At 62.5% G+C, this 20616-nt stretch carries 18 protein-coding genes, 1 tRNA gene and 1 pseudogene; 7 read left to right on the top strand and 13 right to left on the bottom strand.

From position 1 onward, the window contains the following. Positions 1-123: 123 nt before the first annotated feature. From yihA to rpmH, 5 genes are read right to left on the bottom strand one after another with little or no spacing between them, the layout of a single operon-like run. Complete coding sequence (gene yihA / locus NS355_RS00085) at positions 124-798, bottom strand: ribosome biogenesis GTP-binding protein YihA/YsxC (RefSeq protein ID WP_058743792.1); 675 nt, start codon at positions 796-798, stop codon at positions 124-126. Further along, positions 795-2492 carry a membrane protein insertase YidC gene (gene yidC, locus NS355_RS00090; RefSeq protein ID WP_058743793.1) on the bottom strand — a complete coding sequence of 566 codons (1698 nt, stop codon included), beginning with the start codon at positions 2490-2492 and terminating at the stop codon, positions 795-797. The genes yihA and yidC overlap by 4 nt, the downstream gene beginning before the upstream one ends. Positions 2493-2510: 18 nt before the next feature. Then, entirely contained in the window at positions 2511-2723 is a 213-nt protein-coding gene (yidD, locus tag NS355_RS00095; protein ID WP_058743809.1) for a membrane protein insertion efficiency factor YidD, read from the bottom strand. 2 nt (positions 2724-2725) lie between these two features. Then, positions 2726-3112 (bottom strand): ribonuclease P protein component, encoded by a 387-nt coding sequence (gene rnpA, locus NS355_RS00100; protein WP_430726983.1) that lies wholly within the window; start codon positions 3110-3112, stop codon positions 2726-2728. 59 nt (positions 3113-3171) lie between these two features. Continuing rightward, positions 3172-3306, bottom strand: a complete 135-nt coding sequence (gene rpmH, locus NS355_RS00105; RefSeq protein WP_042490346.1) for a 50S ribosomal protein L34 — start codon at positions 3304-3306, stop codon at positions 3172-3174. A gap of 195 nt (positions 3307-3501) precedes the next feature. On the opposite strand from rpmH, the gene NS355_RS00110 reads away from it, so the two are divergent. The 3 genes from NS355_RS00110 (at position 3502) to NS355_RS00120 (ending at position 5435) form a co-directional block, all read left to right on the top strand. Next, on the top strand, positions 3502-5016 hold the full coding sequence (locus tag NS355_RS00110) for a YifB family Mg chelatase-like AAA ATPase (protein ID WP_058743794.1): 1515 nt from the start codon (positions 3502-3504) through the stop codon (positions 5014-5016). A 3-nt stretch (positions 5017-5019) separates the two neighbouring features. After that, a complete protein-coding gene (locus NS355_RS00115; protein ID WP_058743795.1) occupies positions 5020-5259 on the top strand; it encodes a hypothetical protein in 240 nt (79 codons plus the stop codon). 91 nt (positions 5260-5350) lie between these two features. Beyond that, a tRNA-Leu gene (locus tag NS355_RS00120) sits at positions 5351-5435 on the top strand. Between the two features lie 519 nt (positions 5436-5954). Here the strand turns inward: NS355_RS00120 and NS355_RS19460 are convergent. Then, a pseudogene (locus tag NS355_RS19460) lies at positions 5955-7022 on the bottom strand (recombinase family protein); the annotation flags it as partial. 604 nt (positions 7023-7626) lie between these two features. Here NS355_RS19460 and NS355_RS00130 point away from each other — a divergent pair. Beyond that, positions 7627-8913 carry a hypothetical protein gene (locus tag NS355_RS00130; protein ID WP_058743797.1) on the top strand — a complete coding sequence of 429 codons (1287 nt, stop codon included), beginning with the start codon at positions 7627-7629 and terminating at the stop codon, positions 8911-8913. A 9-nt stretch (positions 8914-8922) separates the two neighbouring features. Here the strand turns inward: NS355_RS00130 and NS355_RS00135 are convergent, their stop codons facing one another. Together NS355_RS00135 and NS355_RS00140 are read right to left on the bottom strand one after the other, a co-directional pair. Then, positions 8923-10647 (bottom strand): UvrD-helicase domain-containing protein, encoded by a 1725-nt coding sequence (locus tag NS355_RS00135; RefSeq protein WP_058743798.1) that lies wholly within the window; start codon positions 10645-10647, stop codon positions 8923-8925. Next, entirely contained in the window at positions 10644-12638 is a 1995-nt protein-coding gene (locus tag NS355_RS00140) for an ATP-dependent nuclease (protein WP_058743799.1), read from the bottom strand. The genes NS355_RS00135 and NS355_RS00140 overlap by 4 nt, the downstream gene beginning before the upstream one ends. 155 nt (positions 12639-12793) lie before the next feature. On the opposite strand from NS355_RS00140, the gene NS355_RS18025 reads away from it, so the two are divergent. Continuing rightward, positions 12794-13255 carry a hypothetical protein gene (locus NS355_RS18025; RefSeq protein WP_084787402.1) on the top strand — a complete coding sequence of 154 codons (462 nt, stop codon included), beginning with the start codon at positions 12794-12796 and terminating at the stop codon, positions 13253-13255. An 11-nt stretch (positions 13256-13266) separates the two neighbouring features. After that, positions 13267-14811 (top strand): DUF6883 domain-containing protein, encoded by a 1545-nt coding sequence (locus tag NS355_RS00145; protein ID WP_153007963.1) that lies wholly within the window; start codon positions 13267-13269, stop codon positions 14809-14811. Positions 14812-14860: 49 nt separating this feature from the next. Here NS355_RS00145 and NS355_RS00150 read toward each other — a convergent pair whose 3' ends face one another. Next, on the bottom strand, positions 14861-16315 hold the full coding sequence (locus tag NS355_RS00150) for an RES domain-containing protein (protein ID WP_058743801.1): 1455 nt from the start codon (positions 16313-16315) through the stop codon (positions 14861-14863). A 207-nt stretch (positions 16316-16522) separates the two neighbouring features. Here NS355_RS00150 and NS355_RS00155 point away from each other — a divergent pair, with 207 nt between their 5' ends. After that, complete coding sequence (locus NS355_RS00155) at positions 16523-17899, top strand: hypothetical protein (RefSeq protein WP_153007964.1); 1377 nt, start codon at positions 16523-16525, stop codon at positions 17897-17899. 215 nt (positions 17900-18114) lie between these two features. Here the strand turns inward: NS355_RS00155 and NS355_RS00160 are convergent, their stop codons facing one another. The 4 genes from NS355_RS00160 to NS355_RS00175 all read right to left on the bottom strand — a co-directional run. Next, positions 18115-18852, bottom strand: coding sequence for an ImmA/IrrE family metallo-endopeptidase (locus NS355_RS00160; RefSeq protein ID WP_058743803.1), 738 nt, complete (start codon positions 18850-18852; stop codon positions 18115-18117). After that, the gene (locus tag NS355_RS00165) at positions 18849-19199 is read right to left on the bottom strand and encodes a hypothetical protein (protein ID WP_058743804.1); all 351 of its coding nucleotides are present in this window, start codon (positions 19197-19199) and stop codon (positions 18849-18851) included. Before NS355_RS00165 ends, NS355_RS00160 begins: the two co-directional genes overlap by 4 nt. Further along, positions 19196-19825, bottom strand: a complete 630-nt coding sequence (locus NS355_RS00170) for a hypothetical protein (protein ID WP_153007965.1) — start codon at positions 19823-19825, stop codon at positions 19196-19198. Before NS355_RS00170 ends, NS355_RS00165 begins: the two co-directional genes overlap by 4 nt. 148 nt (positions 19826-19973) lie before the next feature. Next, a partial coding sequence (locus tag NS355_RS00175; RefSeq protein ID WP_209444995.1) for a hypothetical protein occupies positions 19974-20616 on the bottom strand: 643 nt, incomplete at its 5' end.

Consider the following 20616-nt stretch of genomic DNA (forward strand, 5'->3'; position numbering starts at 1 on the left):
GCGAAAACCCGCACGGATTGCGCAGGTTCCTGAACATCTTGTCGAAAATTCGACGACGGGTTGTCACGCGAATCGGGGAAGGGGGGACCCGGCGCATGACGCCCGAGCCCCCGCCGCAGCGGCTCAGCCGATGGCTTCGAGCACGGCGGCGCGAAGGTCGGCAATCCCCATGCCGCCTTCGCTAGAGGTGGCGAGGATTTCCGGATGAGCGGCGGCGCGCTTGCGGGCCTCTACCTCGGTGCGGGCGATGACGTCGGCCAGTTCGCTGGCCTTCACCTTGTCCGCCTTGGTCAGGATGATACGATAGCTGACCGCCGCGCGGTCGAGCATCTCCAGGATCTCACGATCCACTTCCTTGATCCCGTGACGCGAGTCGATCAGCACCAGCGCGCGCTTGAGCGCCTGCCGTCCGCGCAGGAAGTCGTTCACCAGGAAACGCCACTGCTTGACCATGTCTTTGGGCGCCTTGGCAAAGCCATAGCCCGGCATGTCGACGAGGCGCAGCAGCGGGGGCGTGCCCACGTCGAAGAAGTTCAGCTCCTGAGTGCGGCCCGGCGTGTTCGAGGTGCGCGCCAGCCCATTGCGGTTGGTCAGCGCGTTGAGCAGCGACGACTTGCCAACATTGGACCGCCCCGCCACCGCGACTTCCGGCACGATCGGATCGGGCAGGAATTTCAGCGCGGGCGCGGACTTCAGGAAGGTGACCGGCCCGGCGAACAGCTTGCGCGCCGACTCGACCAACTCCTCCGAAAAGCCTTTCGACTCCTCGGAGGGGGCAGGGGTGGGAAGCTCGCTCACTTGGCGACCGGCTGCTTCAGGCCCGGATGGCGGGCGTAGAGCAGGCGCTGCTGCAGGATCGAGATGCAGTTGGTCGTGATCCAGTAGACCTGCAGGCCGACCGCGAACGGTGCCATCACGAACATCAGCACCCAGGGCAGGATCGCGAAGATCTGCTTCTGCGCATCGTCCATCGGCTGCGGGTTCATCTTGAACTGGAAGTACATCGAGATGCCCAGCAGGATCGGCACGACGCCGATCGCGATGAAGTGCGGCGGCACGAAGGGCAGCAGGCCGAACAGGTTGACCGGGGTCAGCGGGTCGGGCGCGGACAGGTCCTTGATCCACAGCACGAAGGGCTGGTGCCGCATTTCGATCGTCAGCATCAGCACCTTGTAGAGCGAATAGAAGATCGGAATCTGGATCAGGGTCGGCAGACAGCCCGCCAGCGGATTGACCTTCTCCTGCTTGTAGAGGGCCATGACCTCCTGCTGCATACGGACCTTGTCGTCCTTGTAGCGTTCCTGGAGAGCCTTCATCTTGGGCTGCACCGCGCGCATCGCCGCCATCGAGGCGAACTGGCGCTGCGCGATCGGGAACATCAGCGCGCGGATGGTGACGGTCAGCAGGATGATCGCGACGCCGAAATTGCCGACCATGCGGAACAGCCAGTCGAGATAATAGAAGATCGGCTTTTCGATGACGCGCAGATAACCCCAGTCCAGCGCGTAATCGAGCTTCGTCGCGCCTTCCTTGTCGGTATAGCGATCGAGCAGCGCCACTTCCTTGGCACCCGCGAAGAAGCGCGTGGTCTGGGTCAGCTGCTTGCCCGGTGCCAGCGTCTGCGGCTGAAGCGTATAGTCGGCCTGATAGGTCTGGCCCGCACCCGCACGGAACTGGCCGTCGAACGCCTTCGCCTGATCGGGGATCAGCGTCGCCAGCCAATATTTATCGGTGAAGCCCAGCCAGCCGCCGGTCGTGGTGAACCGGGTCGGGGCCTTGTCCAGGTCCTTCCAGTTCGGGCCGTAATTGGCCGAGCCGTTGTTGACCGACATCGGACCGACATGGATCGTCCAGGTATCAGGATCGGCGGAGATGCCGCGATTGACATAGCCGTAAGCTGCGACCGGCACGGCCGCGTTGCCACCATTGGCCACCGTCTGCTGGACGGTGAACATGTAATCCTTGTCGACCGACAGGGTGATACGGAACTGCTGGCCCGTCGCATTCGCAGCGGTCAGCGTGACCGGCTGGCCGGGACGCAGCACGGGGGCGCTGGCGGTCCAGACGGCATCGGCGGCGGGCGGGTTCAGCCCGTCGGTGCGCCAGCCGAAGCCCGCGAAATAGGCGCCCTCGGCACCCGCCGGAGACAGCAGCCGGATCGGCGGCGAATTCTTGTCGACGGTCTGCTTATAGTCGAGCAGGACGAGGTCATCGATCCGCGCGCCCTTCAGGTTGATCGACCCCTTCAGACGCGGCGTGTCGATCGCCACGCGCGGCGTTTCGGCCAGCACGACCTTGCGGTCGCGAATCGCGGTGGGCGTCGTCGCGGTCGGGTTGGCCGAGCTGTTGGTCACCGGCACCTGCTTGCCGTCGACGATCTTGGTCGCGGGCGGATTGCTCGGGAAGAACTTGTTCTGGATGAGCGGCCATCCGAACAGGATCAGCGCCGCGATCACCGCGAACACGACGAAATTCTTGCGGTCTTGGTTCACGTGGAAACCCCGTTAGTGTCAGGGGACCGGGTCGGGTCCGTGCCCGCCCCAGGGATGGCACCGCGCAATGCGCTTGAGCGCCAACCAGCCCCCTTTGACCGCGCCATAGCGGTCAATGGCCTGTATTGCATAGGCCGAACAGGAGGGTTGATAGCGACAAGTGGGCGGCAGAATCAGCGAAGGGCCGAGTTGCCAGCCCCGCGCGATCAGGATCAAGGCCCGCGCGAACAGGGTCACGCGGGCTCTTGGGTCGGCGATACGGGCTGGCGGTGCGCGCCGCCACGGGGGCTGCGACCCTTGCCACGGCCATGATGCACGCGCGGTTCGCGGGGCCTGTCATGGCTACCGGTATCGGGAGAGGCGGCGCGGGTCAGCGCCTTGGCCAGCTCGGCGGTGAGCGCTTGATAGTCGCGCTCGATCCCGCCTTGCCGTCCGATCAGGACATGGTCGGCGCCCGCTATGCCCTTTTCCGGCAACAGATCACGCGCGAGCGCTCGCAACCGGCGCTTCATCCGGTTGCGAACGACCGCGTTTCCGATCTTCTTGGTGACGGTGAAGCCGACGCGAATCGCAGCGTCACCGTCATCCCGCGGGCGGACCTGCAGCACGAAGCCGGGCATCGCCACGCGTCGCCCGCCATTGGCCGCGAGGAAATCGCGGCGGCGGGTCAGCGTCGTGATTACGCCGACAGCTTCTTGCGGCCGCGTGCACGACGCGCGCGGATCACGGCACGGCCGCCCGGCGTGGCCATCCGCGAACGGAAGCCGTGACGGCGAGCGCGCACCAGATTGCTCGGCTGAAAGGTACGCTTCATCGTTCATTCCTTGGATACGTCTGAATAAAAACGGCCGCCACGAGGACGGCCTTGGTGGCAAGCCGCTTACGCAAAGCGGGCTTTCAAGTCAATCCGCTGTGCGCGCTCGCCATGCACCTATGCCCCTTGCGGTCGGGCGGCATCCTTTGCAGGAAGTATAAGCGGGCAGGGGAGCGCCCGTGCAGGGGGATTTGCATGGCGACGATCGTCTCGACAGTGGCCTATCTGGGGCTGGAGGCGCGTGCCGTCGAGGTGCAGGTCCAGTTGATCGCCGGGCTGCCCGCCTTCAATCTGGTCGGGCTGGCCGACAAGGCGGTGGGGGAGAGCAGGGAACGGGTGCGCGCCGCCATCGCCGCCATGGGCCTGGCCTTGCCGCCCAAGCGGATCGCGGTGAACCTGTCGCCCGCCGACCTGCCCAAGGAAGGATCGCATTTCGACCTGCCCATCGCGCTCGCGCTGCTGGCGGCGATGGGGGTGGTCGATGCCGAACTGCTCGCGGATCACGTCGTGGTCGGCGAACTGGCGCTCGACGGGCGGATCGGCCCGTCGCCGGGCGTGCTGCTGGCGGCGATCCATGCCGGATCGGTCAACAAGGGGCTGATCTGTCCCGCCGCCCAAGGAGCGGAGGCGAGCTGGGCGGGCGGCGGCGCGGTGATCGCCGCGCCCGACCTGCTCTCGCTGATCAACCATCTGAAGGGGCATTCCGTCCTGCCGACCGCCGAGGGCGGGCTGGTGGAAGAGGGCGTGCCCGGCCCCGACCTGTCGCAGGTGAAGGGGCAGGAAAATGCCCGCCGCGCGTTGGAGATCGCGGCGGCGGGCGGGCACAATCTGTTGATGAGCGGCCCGCCGGGATCGGGCAAGTCGCTGATGGCCGCCTGCCTGCCAGGCATCCTGCCCCCGCTGGATGCAGCCGAGGCGCTGGAGGTGTCGATGGTCCAGTCGGTCGCGGGAACGCTGGCCGGGGGGCGGCTGACCCGCGCACGGCCGTTCCGTGCACCGCATCACTCGGCGTCGATGGCCGCGTTGACCGGCGGCGGGCTGAAGGCAAAGCCGGGCGAGGTCAGCCTCGCGCATCTCGGCGTCCTGTTCCTCGACGAATTGCCCGAATTCCAGCGCGCGGTGCTCGATTCGCTGCGCCAGCCGCTGGAGACCGGCACGGTCAGCATCGCGCGCGCCAATGCGCATGTGACCTTTCCGGCGCGGGTACAGCTGGTCGCGGCGATGAACCCATGCCGCTGCGGCCACTTGGGCGACGCGGCGCTCGCCTGTGCCCGTGCGCCGCGCTGTGCGGCGGATTATCAGGCGAAGATATCCGGGCCGCTGCTCGACCGAATCGATTTGTCCGTGGAAGTCCAGCCGGTCCGTGCCGTCGACCTGTTCGCGCCCGCCGCCGCCGAATCATCCGCGACGGTTGCCGCGCGGGTGGCGGCGGCCCGCGCGCGCCAGGCCGAACGCTATCGCGACGCCGCCGTGACGGTCCGCACCAATGCCGAAGCGGACGGGGCATGGCTGGAGCGCTTCGCGACCCCGGACGATGCGGGCCGTACCCTGCTGGTCGAGGCGGCCGAGCGGATGCGCCTGACCGCGCGCGGCTATATCCGTGTCCTGAGGGTCGCGCGGACCATCGCCGATCTGGCGGGCGCGGATGAGGTCGGGCGTATCCATGTCGCCGAAGCGCTGAGCTATCGCCAGCGGCCGCCGGTGAATTGAGGCATGTCGGACCCCATCGGCAAATTCGTCGCCGCCACCTTGGTCACCGCCGCGGCTGCCTATACGCTGGTCATCGGCTGGCTGGTTCTCTTCACCATCGCTTTTTTCGGTATCGAAGGTCTCGGCTCCCATCTGCTGGGCTTGTCCGTCCTGTTCGTCATGGCGATCTCGCCGTTGCCGATATGGTGGTATTGCCTGAAGCGCGCCGCGGCATGGCTTCGTGGCGAGCGGCCCCGCCTCTGACCGATGCTTGTGACGGGCAGGGATTGTCCATTGCCTCACGCAATCGGTACTTGCACCGCGGATCACCCTCGTCTAGCAGCGCCTCTTCGCTGCCCCTGTGGCGAAATTGGTAGACGCATTCGACTCAAAATCGAACGCCGCAAGGCATGCTGGTTCGAGTCCGGCCAGGGGCACCACTCCCGGTCAAAGATGGGCACCGCGCCCTCTTTGACGGGAAGTCCAACCGAGACGCCATTTTCCAGGCTCGAAACAGAGCCCGAAATGACTATCTCATGGTCCGACACGCTGACGTTCGAGACGAACATCTTGAGGTAGGACGAACGAAGCGAACTGTCGTCGCTTCGCATTTTCTTACGAAGCATGTCGCCGAAACGGTCGATCGTTTGTTCGTCGATCCTGCGCTTGCCCTTCGCCAGTTGCGCTTCCAGCACATCGATCCGGCTTGATACCGCCGCCAGTGCCGCCCGGTTGGTCGCCATGCGCTCGACAAACGCCGGATCTCGCGCGCTCATCGTCCCTTCTTCGATCAGGATCAGCAGATTGCTGATCGCAGTGTTGAGCCGCGTCCGCTCCGAACGGCTTCGGGCAAGGTCCGCCTCACGTTCCGCCTGTCGACTTTGTGAGACATCGAGAACGCCAGCGAGCAATGTGCGCAACCGGTCTCTCCCCAGCAATCTCGCCTCGATCGCATCCAGAACCAGGCTATCCAGCTTTTCGCGCCGGATACTCGGACAGGCACAGGCGCCGCCACGGTTCACCCGGTCGTTGCAGACGTAGTAGGTATAGCGGCCACCTTTTCCGGTGCGGATCGTCATGCCGCTCGAACAGCCGGGCATACCGCAGCGGGCGACGCCGGTGAGTAGCGTGGTGCCGGCGGCGACATGCGGCGCCATTCGCCTGGGATTGCGTGTTGCCCGCATGGCGGCCACGCGATCGAACTGATCCCGAGCGATGATCGGGGGACAGGTGACCGCGATAGCATCTTCCACGTCCGGGGTGATCCCATCGTCGTCGGCGGTACGATCGTGATAGACGCCGGTATAGACCTCGCGAGCCAGAATGCCGGCAACATTGCTGTTGGCGAACCTCGCACCTCGGAGGGTCCGCCCCGCTTCGTTCAACTGCTTTACGATCCAGCGCCCGCCACGCCCGACATCGGCCCAATCGAAGATCTGGCGTACGATCGCCGCTTCGGCTTCGACGATCGCCAGCTTTCGCCGTTCCTTCTCGCCGTCCTGCCGAGCGACATAGGTTTGGTAGCCATACGGCACCGGACCGCCATTGTAAAAGCCTTGCCGCGCATTCTCCCTGCGGCTCTTCCGCGTGAGGATCGCCGAATCGCGCGCCTGCTCCTCGTCCATCATCGCTGTTATCGTCCGGGCGATCCGCTGACCGCGGCCCCGGCCGAAATCCTGTGTGATCGACCGGACCTCGACACCTGCGTCCTCCAGCCTTCCCACTACATCGAAGAACAACCGCATGTTTCTGGCCATACGGCTGAATATGAACATCAGGACCAGATCCACAGGATGATCGGGCGCGGTGGCCCTTTGCACCAGCCGTTGAAATTCAGGGCGCTTGTCGGTCTGGCCGCTACGGCCAGCGTCGGCAAACTCCTCGACGATCATGATGTCATGCTTGGCCGCGTAGGCCTGAATAGCGCTGCGCTGGGCCTCGATGCTCTGAGGCGTACCGCCCTCCTTGTCGACCGACAGGCGCATATACGCGAAAGCCCTGGTCCGGCTGCGGGCAGCTTTTGCCATTTTTCCTGTCCCTATTTGTGTTCGAACAGCAAATCGAACTCACTGGCGAGTGCGTCGAGCACGAGCATGCATTCCCGCCGGGTGACGGCGGGTTGGCCAAGCCAGGACGGCACGTCGAGGTAGCCTCGAAGCTGCGCTTCGACGTTCGCTACCTCTCGTTGTTCGTGATCGCTTTCGCCTGCCATCGGCTAGCGATGGCGGATCCCAGGATTTCAAGCGTCAACTCAGCCAGCCAAAAAATTGGTCCCGCTCGCACCCGTGTACGACGTCTAAACGGCACGACCTTATCTAGGTGAGAAGGACCCAGTGTCGGTCGTTCGGCGCCGGTTGAAGGCGTCTCGAAAGCGGTCGCTCGTTCAGGTGAAACGGTGCGGCAGGAAATAGGCCGGTTGCGGACTGGCAGGTTTCAAAGGCCAACTCGGGAAAGCTGCCGCGGCAACCGACTGACAACGCACGACGGCTTGCGGCCTCAATCCGACACTCAGCGGGCAGATTCGCTACTCAGGTGAAGACCGTCTGGTATTCTGGCGGCTCCTGACTAGATCTGGCCGTCAGATCTTTTCCGGAAATTATCCGCTTGTACCGATACAAGCAGGGAGTTCATGTGGCGAAGTTTTCCGAACGCGATGTTCATCAGTTCGTTCATGGGCGCGGGTTGGAAGCGCTCGTCAAAGATTGTCCGCAGCTCGACGTCGATCTCTCGGAGCGAGAGGCAACTGAAGCGCTTGACGGCGATGAGGAGGATTTTGCGCTCTGGCGCATCATCAAAGCGCGCGCACTCGGAAAGCTCGAGCGAATACACAACTCGGTCCGCTACGGCACGTTCATCGGTAGCAATGTTAAACTGCCAACCGACCACACGACGCCGATGGAGCTCGACCTGCTTGGCCTTCACGAGGATGGCCATTTCGTCCTCGAACTAAAAGTGGATCGTGCGGCCGAACGAAATGCGTTTTCCGAGCTGTTTGCTTATAGCAACTATATCGCCGGCATCTTCGCGCTATCGGGGCACAAGGACATAACTAATGTCCTTGTGGCCGGTCTCGACAATAAGATCACCAAGCAGGCTTTCCTCTACGACCTGCTGATCGCCGACCGCGATATAGTCGTGTACCTTCCCGTCTTCGCGGACGGAACGCTTGAGAGCCTGCACCTCGATCTGTTTCTGCCATCAGACGACGATTTCCGTCACTTCACCAACGAGCTCCTGTCGCATGATGCCATGGCCTGCGTGGTTATCTCGTTCGACGATATGGACGGCTGGTTCGATAGCGAAGAGAGTGAAGGTGGCAGCCTCAACGATTGGACGAAGAAGCATCTCGCAGCACTCAGCGGCTATACTGCACAACTGATGGAAGCCGAACGGCTCCACGGCTTTTGCTTCATTCGTAAACCTTGGAAGTCGATTCCTCGATATTATCGAAACAGCCTGTTCGTCTGCGCTCTCAATCCATTTCGCATTGCGCAACCCGAGCCGGCAGAGGCGATACTCTCCCAGTTGAAGGTTGAGGATCGCGGCGCGTTCCGGGAACAGGCCGAAATGGCGTTTGACGGCCGATTGATCCGTTTGGCGCAGCTGGCGGTGGAAGATTGCCTCACACACCGTCATTCCGCAGAGGTCGAAACTGCTTATTGGGGTGCGATCGTCAACAACATGCAAGAGGTCGTCTTCACGCACAACTTTGGCTTTAGGCCGACCGGCATGATGCGCGAAGCGTATGTCGCGTACCTTAACGCGATATACGCGCAAAATGCGTCTGGAGCAGAGTGTGCCGAGGATCTGTCGCTACTCAAGAGCAACGAAGTGAACAACTGGATGCGGGCTTGGATGTTCATGGAGTCATGTGGCTTCAAAGAAGGCGGTGAACCTTCCGAGGATGATAACGTGTGATGCCTCGCGCTAGAGCTCGTGAACGATTAGCGCGCAGCCTGAGCTCGCCAATAGGGACTGCAATCGCGATGCACGACTTTTGGGAATCGCAATCACGAGTAGGCGCTGGGCCCTTGAGGCGGCGACGTATATCTTTCGCGCGTCTTCGGCGGAGGTTCCGCCTTCGGTCCCCTCAAGATGCGAAAGAATGTCTCCCGTTTTCTGGCTGGTCAGCACTACGCAGACAGCCGGAAACTCGAGCCCCTTCGCCGAATGTATTGTCCGGGCGGGGTGGGATTCCGCTGGTGGGACGGCTAAGGCGGTTGCGAGATCGGAACTCAATCTCAGGCGCTGACCGATCGTGCTGGTTCCCGAAAGCCCCTGTGCGAGAAGGGTCCTCGCGCCGTCGAGCCATTTCGCAGCGTCCATACCGGCATTAAAGCGAAGTGCCGCCGCGATCTCGATGATTTCCGGTCGCCACCGGCCATCATCGAGGCCTTTAGCCGCAATGTAACTGTGATAATCGCCTGCGGTGTCGATGTGCCCTTGGAGCAGTAGTATCGTCCTGTGGAGAGCGACCAGCGCCTCGCGTCGATTCCCGATACCGAATGAGAAATGGTAACTCGTGGCCGCTTGAGCGAGGACCAACGTCATGTGCTCGGTTGGGCCAAGCGTCGGACGTCCGATCGCTTTGGCGGCGCTCGCCAAGGTCGATGCCAATATTGGCGCGTTCGCCGGGAGAATGCCAAGTGATTTGGCGAGTTCGGTGAACTTCGCGCCGATCGTAGACGGAACGCCAGAGCCGCCATAGGACATGATATGCACCGGCGTCAGATCGGCCTTGTAGCGGCCCAGCGCTTCGTCGGGACGGTCACGCAGCGATGGAGGTCGAAGGGCGACGATCGCCGAGCAGATTGCGGGTGTGGAGCGGAAATTGCCGCTCATTGGGAGGCGATCACTCGGGGAAAAACAATCGCCGAAGGCGGTCAACTCGTCGGCAACTCCCCCGCGAAACTGATAGATTGACTGGTTCGGATCGCAGATCACTTTCACGATCGGACCGGAGTTTCGGAGCCATTGCACGATTTCAAGGTCGGCGGGGTTACAGTCCTGCGCCTCGTCTACCACGATTTCACGGAAACGCGCCGCGAGGGCCTGCCCCAGCCGCTTGGCGAAACCCGTGTCGTTCAGCCGCTCTTTCACGCATTCCCGCACATCTTCGAAATCGACCTGACCTCGTTTTCGCGCGGCTGCGAGGATATTGCGAGCGCGGGTCTCGTGGCGGGTGGCATCACGATTGGCCGGAAACCCGACATCAGCAGCGAGCCGCCGATCCAATGCGCTCGTCTTTCTATCGAAGGCGCTGAGGGGTAAGGCCTGCGCGCCTGGGAATGGCTGAACGGTCCAGGCTGGCTTGTCGGGAATGAGGCGGGGCGTCTCGTCACATCCGGGTATGCCAAAGGGGGCTATAAAGAATTGCCAGAGGAACCGGTCAAACGTGCCGATAAAGCTCGGGAAGAGCGGTGAAGGCAAAACTCCGAAAGCTCTCAGCCGCATTTCCAATTCATCTATCGCGGCGTTGGTAAACGACAGGAAGGCGATGCCCCGCCGATCCGTGCGATCCGCAAGGACGTGACGTGCGCGCTCCACCATGGTGCGCGTTTTGCCCGCGCCGGGACAGGCGGTCACGAACGCGGGGCCATCATGGTTGACGATCGCAGACTGCTCGTCCGTTGGCGAATAGGTGTCGGTCACGTCTCGACCAACCGTTCGATCGTGGTCGCGATATAGGTAGGCACTGTGAACGCCTCCCCGTCCTCGATGAGGCGCGCGAGCACCTGCGCGAAGTCGCCCTTGCGGGCGGCCTTGAAGATCTTGTGGATCGCGCGGGCGCGGTCGTCGCCCGCTTTCGCTACGGCGTTTTGCCACTTTTTCTTTGAGCGCGGGTGGAGCTCGAGATAGGCCTTTTCGAGGATTGCAGCATTGCCTGCCTCGATCAGCTCAGTCTCGAGGGAATAGGTGCTGGTGATGGCGACGAACATGTCGCTCGCGCCCATGGCCTTAGTGAGCTTCTCAAGCGTCGCCTTGCGCCGTTCGCCAGGGATGATCGCTTCATCATCCTCGATGGAAGGCGCACCATTGTCATCTTCAGAGGTCTCCGTCACCTCATCAGCGGCATCGGCATTGGCATCGGCATCGGCATCGGCTTCCACCTCGTCGTCGTAGATCTTGAGGCCCTTGTCGCCGTCGGTGACAACCACGACACGGTCGGCGATCCGCGCACCTTCAAGTTCGGTAAGCAGGAGCGTGACGTAGGGCGCGAAATCGACGCCATCGATCGGGATGAAAACGGCTGATCGGAACAGCCGCAGCTTATCGGGATGACCTTTGAGCACATGATGTTTGGCGATCGCGGGTAGGAGAAGCGCCTCCGCGATCCCTTCGACGAGCAATGCTCGTCCACCAAACAGCAGGGCCGCCTTGGTGACGTCGAGATATCGATCAACCTTTCGACGGTCGCCGTCCACCAGGGGCATGTTCGCGAGTGGCATGCAGCGCGTGGCCCGGCGCGGCACGGCCGCCGATATGGCTTCCGCCACCGACTCAGCACCGGCTTCCGGATCAGCCGGCGTATCGGAGGAAAGGACATTTTCAATGATGCCAGCGTCAAGCGAGGCAGGTTTGGTCTGCTCTTCGCCCGCCGCGCTTTGGCTTGAGGACGTAACCACGGACTTGAACACGACGAGTCGATCGCTGCTGACCCACGCTGATAGATTGGGCGAGTGGGTGGCGACGACGACTTGCAATTCGCCAGCAGGTCCATGATCGGTCGGCGGGGATTCTCGCGACTGTTTCGCCTGGTCGCGTAAGAAGGACAGGACCGCCGCTTGAAGCTGAGGGTGGAGATGCGCCTCTGGCTCCTCGACAAGGAAGACGGTCAGGTCGGCCGTGCGAACCTTTTCCAGTTCGACCGCGATGATCGCCATGTACAGGAGGTTCGCATAGCCATGCCCGGAGTAACGCAGATCCTCGGGATCAACGCCGTGATCGGCGAGCTTGAACCGTAAGTCGCGGGCGATGTCGATGAGGGCTTCGTCCGCGGCGAAGCCGAGCGACGCCGTCTGGCGACGGACGCCGCCGGTCAGTGCCGCGAGCCCTTTCTCGACGGCGGTGTCGACCTTCGTGAGAACGTCGTGGGAGTGCGAGCGGCCAAGTTCCTTAGCGAGTTCGTTGGCGGTCGTACCTTCGAGAAAGTGATGGAGGAGCGCAAGGATGCGCGTGGGGTTTCCCGATGCGAGGGCGCGTTTCGCATCCCGTAGCGTTGGCAGATAGACGTGCCGAACCATGTCGTGACAGTTCGCTTCGGGCGGATTGCCTTCCTTGCCCGCCCAAAGGACCGGCTTGGCGCCGACCTGCGAGCCGCCATAGCGTAGCCCGAAACAAGCGCTGGTCATGCTCGCATCGGTGACGGCCGAGAGAAGTCGCCCCTGCTGGCCCGCCGAAAGTCCAGAAAAATGGGCCTCGAGTTCAAAATGGGACGCACCGCATTGGAAGCGGACATCTGTCGGTTCGCAATACAGTTCGCGACGCCCACTCAGCGGCGCCGTCAAAAGTCTGATTGCGTCGATCGCGTTGCTCTTGCCGCCGTTATTCTCGCCAACGAAGACCGTCAGATCCTTCTGCAACTCGAGCCGGGCGGTATCGAACGATCGAAAGTTTCCAAGCTGAACGCGCTGTAGATACATGGTGCCCCCATCTTCTCCCCGGAACATAGAGCAGGCGATGGATAGGATCGATAGTTGATCATGAACCGATCTGGCGCGTATTTTGCGAGCGTATCGAATAGGATGGCGGACGCTCGCGCTCAGCTGGCGGTCGGGGAAAGGGGAAAGCCACGACGGTGGACGGACAGCTGCTCAAGAAAATCTGGGAACAGCGCTATATCCCGGTCATTTTGCGACGCACAGGAAAGGGTGAGCTTCTGCGCGCCAGGCTTCCCTATTCCGACGACAATCGCTCGTGGCTTCAGAACGGACGGCGCACCACCCCAGCGTGGATCTCCGGCCCACGCTATTGGGAGATCCCGAAAGCGTGGTTCAACGATTTTGTGGAGCGCGCCCTCACTACGTTCGGGCGAGTTTATGTGATCCAGCCCTATCGCGAGCAGGAGAAATGCTCGCCCGCCTGTCTGAATGCCGTTGGCCACGAATGCCAATGCTCATGCATGGGTGGGAATCACGGCGCAGGCAATGACGGAAGCTGGTTCGAGATTTCGGAAACCTTCGCGACACGCTGGGGCGATCAGATGCTCGCATGCCGACTTATGACTAGAAGAGCGGGTCAGCGAGACTGGCAGATTTGATGGGGGATGCCGTGCAGTCCAGTAGTCAGCATTCAACTAGCGCTTGTGCGTTTCTGTTCGACGGGAGTGTTGAAGGGCTACCTGATCCGCAGCTGGCCTACTTCACGAGCGAAGTGCTGGCCGCGCTCGGAACGGCCGATCCTTCGGGGCGCACACGGTCGCAATTTCGGGTGGGATTGCCGACCTTGTCCGGATTCGCCGAGCGAACGACCGGGGTCCATGGCTTCGAGCGCGGGAGTGGCCGCACGGTGTCACACGACAAGGACATCTATAAATATGTGATCTGGGAGTGGCTCGATTCAATGGAAGCGGATTGGCACAGCGTCGATCGCCAGTCGGGGTTGGACATCTTCAGGCTGCATACTGGTGAGTGCGTCGCGCTCTCCGCGATCGATTCCGATATCCGTGATGCGATCGATATCAGCTTGCGCGCGATCCCCGGCTATGTCGGCGCCTTCGTGATCGATCCTGGCAATCCCGTCCATCGCGGCGGCTTCTTCGACAATCTAATCTACGCGGCCGCGATCGAGGGCGGGACAATCGTGCAGGAGCTTAGCTACGAGGGTGAGCAGGATTGGCCTCTGGAGGGGTCAGCCACCTTCAAACCCGGCGGTCCGGTCTGGCAACCTTCTGGTTGGCTGGCGAGCTCCGGGCCGGAGGGGTTGCCGCGCGGTTCGGTCTCCGAACGCGGTAAGAAAGCTGCTGAGGGTGTGGCGCGCAAACAGGCGGGGACTGTCGAACAGCGGGTTCTCGAAGAGATGAGCCGGGCCTTCTTCTTGAACGCCGGACGCAAGACTTTCGAGTTCAAGGCGGTCGCGGAATCGTCCGACATCCTCCAGGCGATCATGCCGGAAGGCAAGTTCACCAAATATCTGTTCGACCGTGCCAGCAAGGATGGGAAGTCGAAGGCGGCCTTCCTGATCGATGATCTCGGTATCGATCCCGAGGACTGGCGATATCTGGCCGCGCAATTCTACTCGGGTCTGCTGATAGCCGAACCCAATGCGGTGAAGCTCAATGAGTGGAAGACCGGATATGGCGCCCGCTTCGATGTGCCGATGCGCATCCGCAACCGCGCGGGGAAGACGGCTGTGATCGTTACTGGATGGAATATGAACCCCGGTGCGCTGCCGTCACTTTCCACCGCATATCCCGGTCCGCGCGACGCGGAGGCAATCGAGCCGGGCGAGCCGCCGATCCTACCGCCGGGCGCGCGCGGCGATGCTGAGTGGTCGCAGCTCTGGGGGTGGGCGACCGCGGCGGGCGTCCAGGCTGGCGAGAGCCACGTGCCGACGCCCATGTTTCTTTCCGGAATCGCGGCGATTTCAGAAGGCGAATGCGGGACTGCGTTGGTGCGTGTGTTTGACGCCAGGCGTGGGCTCGCGCGTTGGCTGAAAAGGGAAGGCCTCGGCGATACGGACGGCTATGGTGGGGTGGTCGCGTTCAGTCCCATTCCCAGTCAATCGATCGACCGCGCAAAAGTTTGGGCGCAGACCGTGGCGTCCATTCTCCGCCTCAATGGTATCGAGGCCGACGTTCAGTCGTTCGACAGCTAAGACGTCCGATCTCGTCTGCTGAATGGCCCATATCGCGGCACCCTAGTGGTCAAAACATCCCGTGATCTTCCCACTCATCGAACTCGACATGTATTGGGTGAGTAACATAGCGAATACCATCGACCCGCATCCGCCACACATCATGGTCACCAATGCGCAAAGCAGGACCAGGATCGGGAACGGCGTTTATCGGCTCCCATAGGTCGGCCAGCCAATTATCCTCGTCATTCGGATCATGGGCTGGGGCGTTCGCATTGTCGGCGGCTGGTGCTTCGAAGGTGACCATGTCGCGGTCGTGCTGCTCGTCCTCGTCGGCATCCTCGTCAGTACGCGCTGGGCGATGATGGAAGTAGCGGATCTTCCGCTCGGTCTCCTCGTCTGCGCCTTCGACCGAAGCCGCGTTCGGGAACAGCACGACATTGTTGGCGGAATCGGTGATCTGCGCAGAGCCGAACACGATGCCGTCGATCCCCGGCTCGGCGCGCGACCAGAGGTATTCGGCGATGACTTGGGTAGGCAGATAGTCGAGCGTCTCACGTCCGGGAATGACCGCGCGCCTGATCTCGGCATGGAAGCCGCGCATGAATGCCGAATAGGCCATGCGTTGAGCATAATGCTCGTCGAAATAGCTCATTCGCTCGGGATCGGCTTCGAGGCGGGTCAGGTCGAGCACACGCAACGGTCTGAGGATCTCGAACCGGCCGACGATCGCGAACCCGCCGACCGGGGTGCGCAGTTCGGCAACACAGGTATCTCGGTCGAACGAGCCGTAGAACACGCTGATCCCCGTAGCATTCATCCGCCCCGACCCGGCAACGCCGGGTGGTGGGGCACCGAGCTGGCGGCGCCGCTGGCGGTAGATCTTCTCCTGCTCGCCGCGCTCATTGGCGTCGCGGGCACGGAAGATGTGCGTGTGGTCGGTGTCGGGGCCGATAGTGCGGATCGCGCTGCCCGGCGGCCATTCTTCTCGCAGGATCGGTCCAAAGATCTCGTCGAGCACATGCGCGCTCTGGTCGAGGAAGAAGCGCCGCTGATGCTTCAGCTCGTCGCAGAAACTCTCCCAGTCGCGTCCGAACCAGTCATCTTCAGCGCCGAGGATGGTGTAGATGTCGGAGGTATCGTCATAATAGTCGAACCCGCCATCGTTGACGTGAAAGCGGTGGCGTTCGGCAAGGGCGGAGACGAGGTCGCGGCCGATCTCGTCGGTGTCGGCCTCGAGGATCTCGGTCATGATCTGGCTGGGGTATTCGCCATTCGGCGCCCAGTCGGGATTGCCATCGCGCACCACGAACCCGGCCTCGGCTTCGCCGACAATGTTCTGGAACACCGGATCGACCCGGCGAGCGAGATCGCCGATGCGGATCGCCGCCCTGCGCGTCCGGCAATAGCTGCAGGTGCGTCGCGGTTGATCGGCCCGGATTTCGGCGCTGACGATATCTTCGCTGATACATTGCCAGCATACGTTCAGCGGTGCTTGGCGGTTATGGTGGATCGGGCGGCGCATCGTTTCAATTCATCATCGCGGTGATGCAATCGCAAGACAATTCACAAGCGCTACTTGTCATCGGGCAAGACGAACCAATCTCCTATTTGAGGCATCGCAGCTGCAAGCGACGCCAGCGGGGGAGGCGCGGGTCTGAGCAAGATTACATCGGCAGTCCGGTTCTCGCGGCATTTCGGTATCGATCCGGCGCGGCTTGCTGCAGCCGGCGTGCTCGATCCGACCCTCAACGTCGATACTGCCTTGTTCATCGACCCGATGCTGCTCGAGCACAGCAGCCATGCCGAAATCCGGGAGGGCGCGCGCGGCTCGTATGAGAAGCATTTCTCTATGGCGATCAAATTGCTCGCTGCAGCCAAGGCAAAGGGCGACGTGGCCTGGCGTAATGCCGAGCGCCTCCTGTCCTTCCCCGAGATCAACGGCACGTGCCTCGGCTATGGCACCACCTCGGTCGCGGGGAGCGGATCGGGACCGCAGGCGACCGCAAGCCTGATCGAAACAGCCCGCGACATCGTCGCGCTCGGCATCACCGATCCTGACCTTTTTGCCGCCATGGCGTTGTTCGAGGAAGGCTTCGGACCCGACCGCATCAGCGACATGACCACCAACGTTATATTCGAGGATCTGCTGGGGTTTAACACGCGCGTCCTCGCGACGCTCGACGTGCCTCTCCAAGTACACATGCTACGTTTGAAGAATGGCAAAAGCTATTCCGCGAAGCTGCCCGCCAACCCGTTCATCCGCGGCAATGGCCCCGTCATCTTGGTGCCGGCAGACATCCTGCGGGCGCTGCCGATCGCCAAAGACTGGGCCGACATTAGCACAGCCGCCTCACACAATGCTGAGTTGCGCTCGCGGGTGAATGATCACGTCGCCGCACTTTGGCAGGCCAAGACGCTCAAGGACAAGGAAGAACTCAAGCGCTGGGCGATGTCGGGCACCAGCGCTTTCAAGACCGTGCTCGAGATGCTGCGCGGGGCAAATCCGAAGCCGTATGACATGGCGGGCGATCCATTTGGCGAGCTTGTCTGGCGCAGGATCGCCGAGGAGATCGCCGCCAGCGAACCGCGATCGATCACCCCGCTGCGGTCGGCGGACGCGCCCGGCGTCTGCGCGGTCGTCGAGGACATCATCGCCCAGTTTCGCTTCCTGATCGAGGACCGCCGCTTGTCGGAAGAACTCTATTACCAGGGCAAGCCGCGCCCGGAGAAATCGGCCCAGCGCCTCTTCTTCGCGATCGCCTACGCCTATTGCAAAGCGAACAATATCGACGTGACGCCCGAAGCCGATACCGGCAACGGTCCGGTCGATTTCAAACTCTCGACCGGATTCACCTCACGCGTGCTCGTCGAGATCAAGCTATCGACCAACACCAAGCTGGTCTCGGGCTACACCAAGCAGCTCGAACGATACTTGGACGCTGAGGAAACTGCTGCGGGCTATTATGTCGTGCTCGACGTCGGCCAGATGGGCCAGAAACACGAACGGCTGATTGCGGCGCGCAACGATGCCATGTTGGCCGGACAGAAAGTGTCGCCGATTAAGTTAATTGATGGAACGCGCAGACAGTCGGCGAGCAAGCTATGACCGCGCCGCCTCGTTTTGATGCATGAACGAATAGCAGCTTTCGGTATAAATCCGAAGGGTTCGGAATGACCGATATTGGGCCGCGTAGCTGCCGTCGCGAGCTTTATGAACAAGCGTCCGCCTACGTTGTTTGCGCGCCCGAAAGCGGACCGGCAGCTCTCCACCATGAATGCCGATCAACTTCCTATCGGTATGTCCTGTAGCTTACCCTGATACTATGCCACCACGATAACATGTATGGTTCGACCGCATACCATCACGTGGTTGGTTTGGAATGCTTGCGCGTCTTTGGCGCCTTGGCCCAAAAACCATCGCTGTGCTGGCACGGCGAACGCGACATTCGGATGAGGCAATCCACATCGATCGGCCGTCACGCTCATGCCTGGTGGATTCGACCGGACGAACCAACGATGGTTCAGGGCGGCTGACCGTCTGAACCATCGGCGCCCGTCCGCTTCTTCGACGACAAGGGCGAATGCCGCAGGATGAACATCGGCAAGCCGCAAGGCGGCAGCCATCGCGCTGACGCCGAACGTGCTGGCAACTTGATAAACGAGACCGAATGACATCGGGATGCCAGCGACCAATGGTTCCAGCATGAAGCGGGGCATGAGCAGGTCGGCAGCATACCCGTCCGCCTCGCGTTCACAGCCTGCCGCTCCGTCTTGCTGTTCGGCAACATGGCAGATCAGCCGCCGGCCGCGATGATGGTGCCAATGACCGAGCTCATGCGCGACGGAGAAACGCTGCCGGACGCGGCTGGCACGGTCGTCGACCGTGATGATTGCCCGGTCGCCCAGACCGACGATCCGCGCATCGCCAACGCCAAGACGACGATAGCGCACCGTCACGCCGACGGCACAGGCGATGACCTCGACATCGATCTCGCCCGGTTTGGTGATGCCGAGGTCATGCAGCAGACGCTCGGCAGGCGGTACGACTTTTGCCGTCACGCAGGGCGGTCGCCTGCTTCGTGGTCAAGTTCGGCCAGGTCGTCGATCAGGTCGTCGATGTCGTGGTCGTCGTTGCCACGGGCAGCGAGGGTCAGGCGGAGGTCGGCATCGCCCGACATGGCTTGCTGCAATTGCGCCCGGAGACGCGCCCGATCGATCGGGACGACCCGGGCATCAGAGCCGGCATCGAGTTTAGCGCGGATTGCGCGCAGGTTCGCCTTCTTTACTGCCAGCTGTGCCTGCGCGATCTCCGCCTGCAGGTCGGCCAGATCCGGTTCAACGTCCTCACCGTCGAGGAAGTCGTCCAGCAGTCGCAGCTGCGCCAGTTCGTCCACATCGGCGGTCATGGTATGCTCCTGTCCTTGGCGGCGGCCGCCAACTTGCGCTGCAATTGCTTGCGCAACGATGCGAGGCCCTTGGCGTCGAGCCCCAGCCGGTTCTGCAAGGCGATGCCCTTCTCACCGTCGAGCACCGCATCCAGCAGCGTGACCAGTTGCGGGTCGTTCCCCATCGACTGCTGGATCGCGGCGAGGGTCCGCCGGTAATGCAGCGCATCATGGCCGACCTGCTCCGGACTGGGCGCCAACGAGGCCATCGCCAGCGTATCGTCGTCGAGGTCGAGCGAGACCGGGTGCAGGCCGTCGCGTTCGGCTTCGCGTTCCTGCGAGGTCAGGCTGCGCATGATTCCGATCAGGAAGCTCACGATGTCGTAGCCGCGCCGACATTGGCGACGACCATCGAGCGCCCGGACGAACGCCTCCTGCCGCAGGTCACCGGCAAGCATGTAGTGCCCCTGCGCCAGATAGCGCGATCGCCGCAGCAGACGCTGATGGTCGGTTGTCGTCAGTGCCCCCAGCATCGCGTTGACCTCGGCAGTCGAATAGACATCGGCGGGCGGCTGAACCGGTGTTGCTGTCGGCGTGACGGCTGAGATGACGGCCTCCCTTACTCTATAAAGCGGACGGCTCGGCATTCTCGGACAGAAGCATGAAATATTTATTGGCCGCTGTCCGAATTCGTGAGGTCGTCCGCTTTATAGGTAGAGAGGTTCTGTCACCGGGATGTTGAGCCGTCATGATCGGTCGACGCGATGATCGACCGACCGTGTCAGCCAGTTTGGATCAGGCTGCCAGCGGCCGGGTCCGGACGGCGGCGTGATCGGCGAAGGCCGCACCGCGAGCGACCAGCTTAGCGAGCCGCGCCTCGGCGCGGGCGATGCCATCGTCACGGTCAGCCGGCTGGTTGGCCAGTTGGATCAGTTCGCCAGGTGCGAGCCGGTACGCCTTGCGGATGCCGGGCTGCGGCAGGATGATCGCCCGTGATCCATTGCGGCTCAGATACAGGCGGCAGTCGGTCTGCAGGTGGCAGATGCTGTCACGTACCGCGCACAGCGTGATGCCGGTCAACTGGTAGCCGTCTTCGGCATCGGCAAAATCCAGATACACCAGATCGTTGCCGCTGCTGTGCGCGATGGCGCCCATCCGCAGCCGCCCTTCGGCTCCGCCCATTTCGCCGGCGAGGATCGCCGCGCCGGGCTTCATCGTGCGGCTGCCGACCAGCATCTGGGCGACGGCCTCGGTGTGGCGGCGGATGATCGCGGTCTTGTCGGTCGTCATTATCGTCTTCTCCATTTTCATCCCCGGATCGGGGACCATCCTCCTTCCTTCGTATCTTGCCCCCGGCAGGCGGGCGGGACCGCTGCGGATCCCGCCCGTCATGCTCAACCGTCCCGGTAGCGCGGCACCCAGACGTCGTAGAAACCCT

This window comes from Sphingomonas yabuuchiae (assembly GCF_001477495.1).
In the GTDB taxonomy this organism is placed as follows: domain Bacteria; phylum Pseudomonadota; class Alphaproteobacteria; order Sphingomonadales; family Sphingomonadaceae; genus Sphingomonas; species Sphingomonas yabuuchiae_A.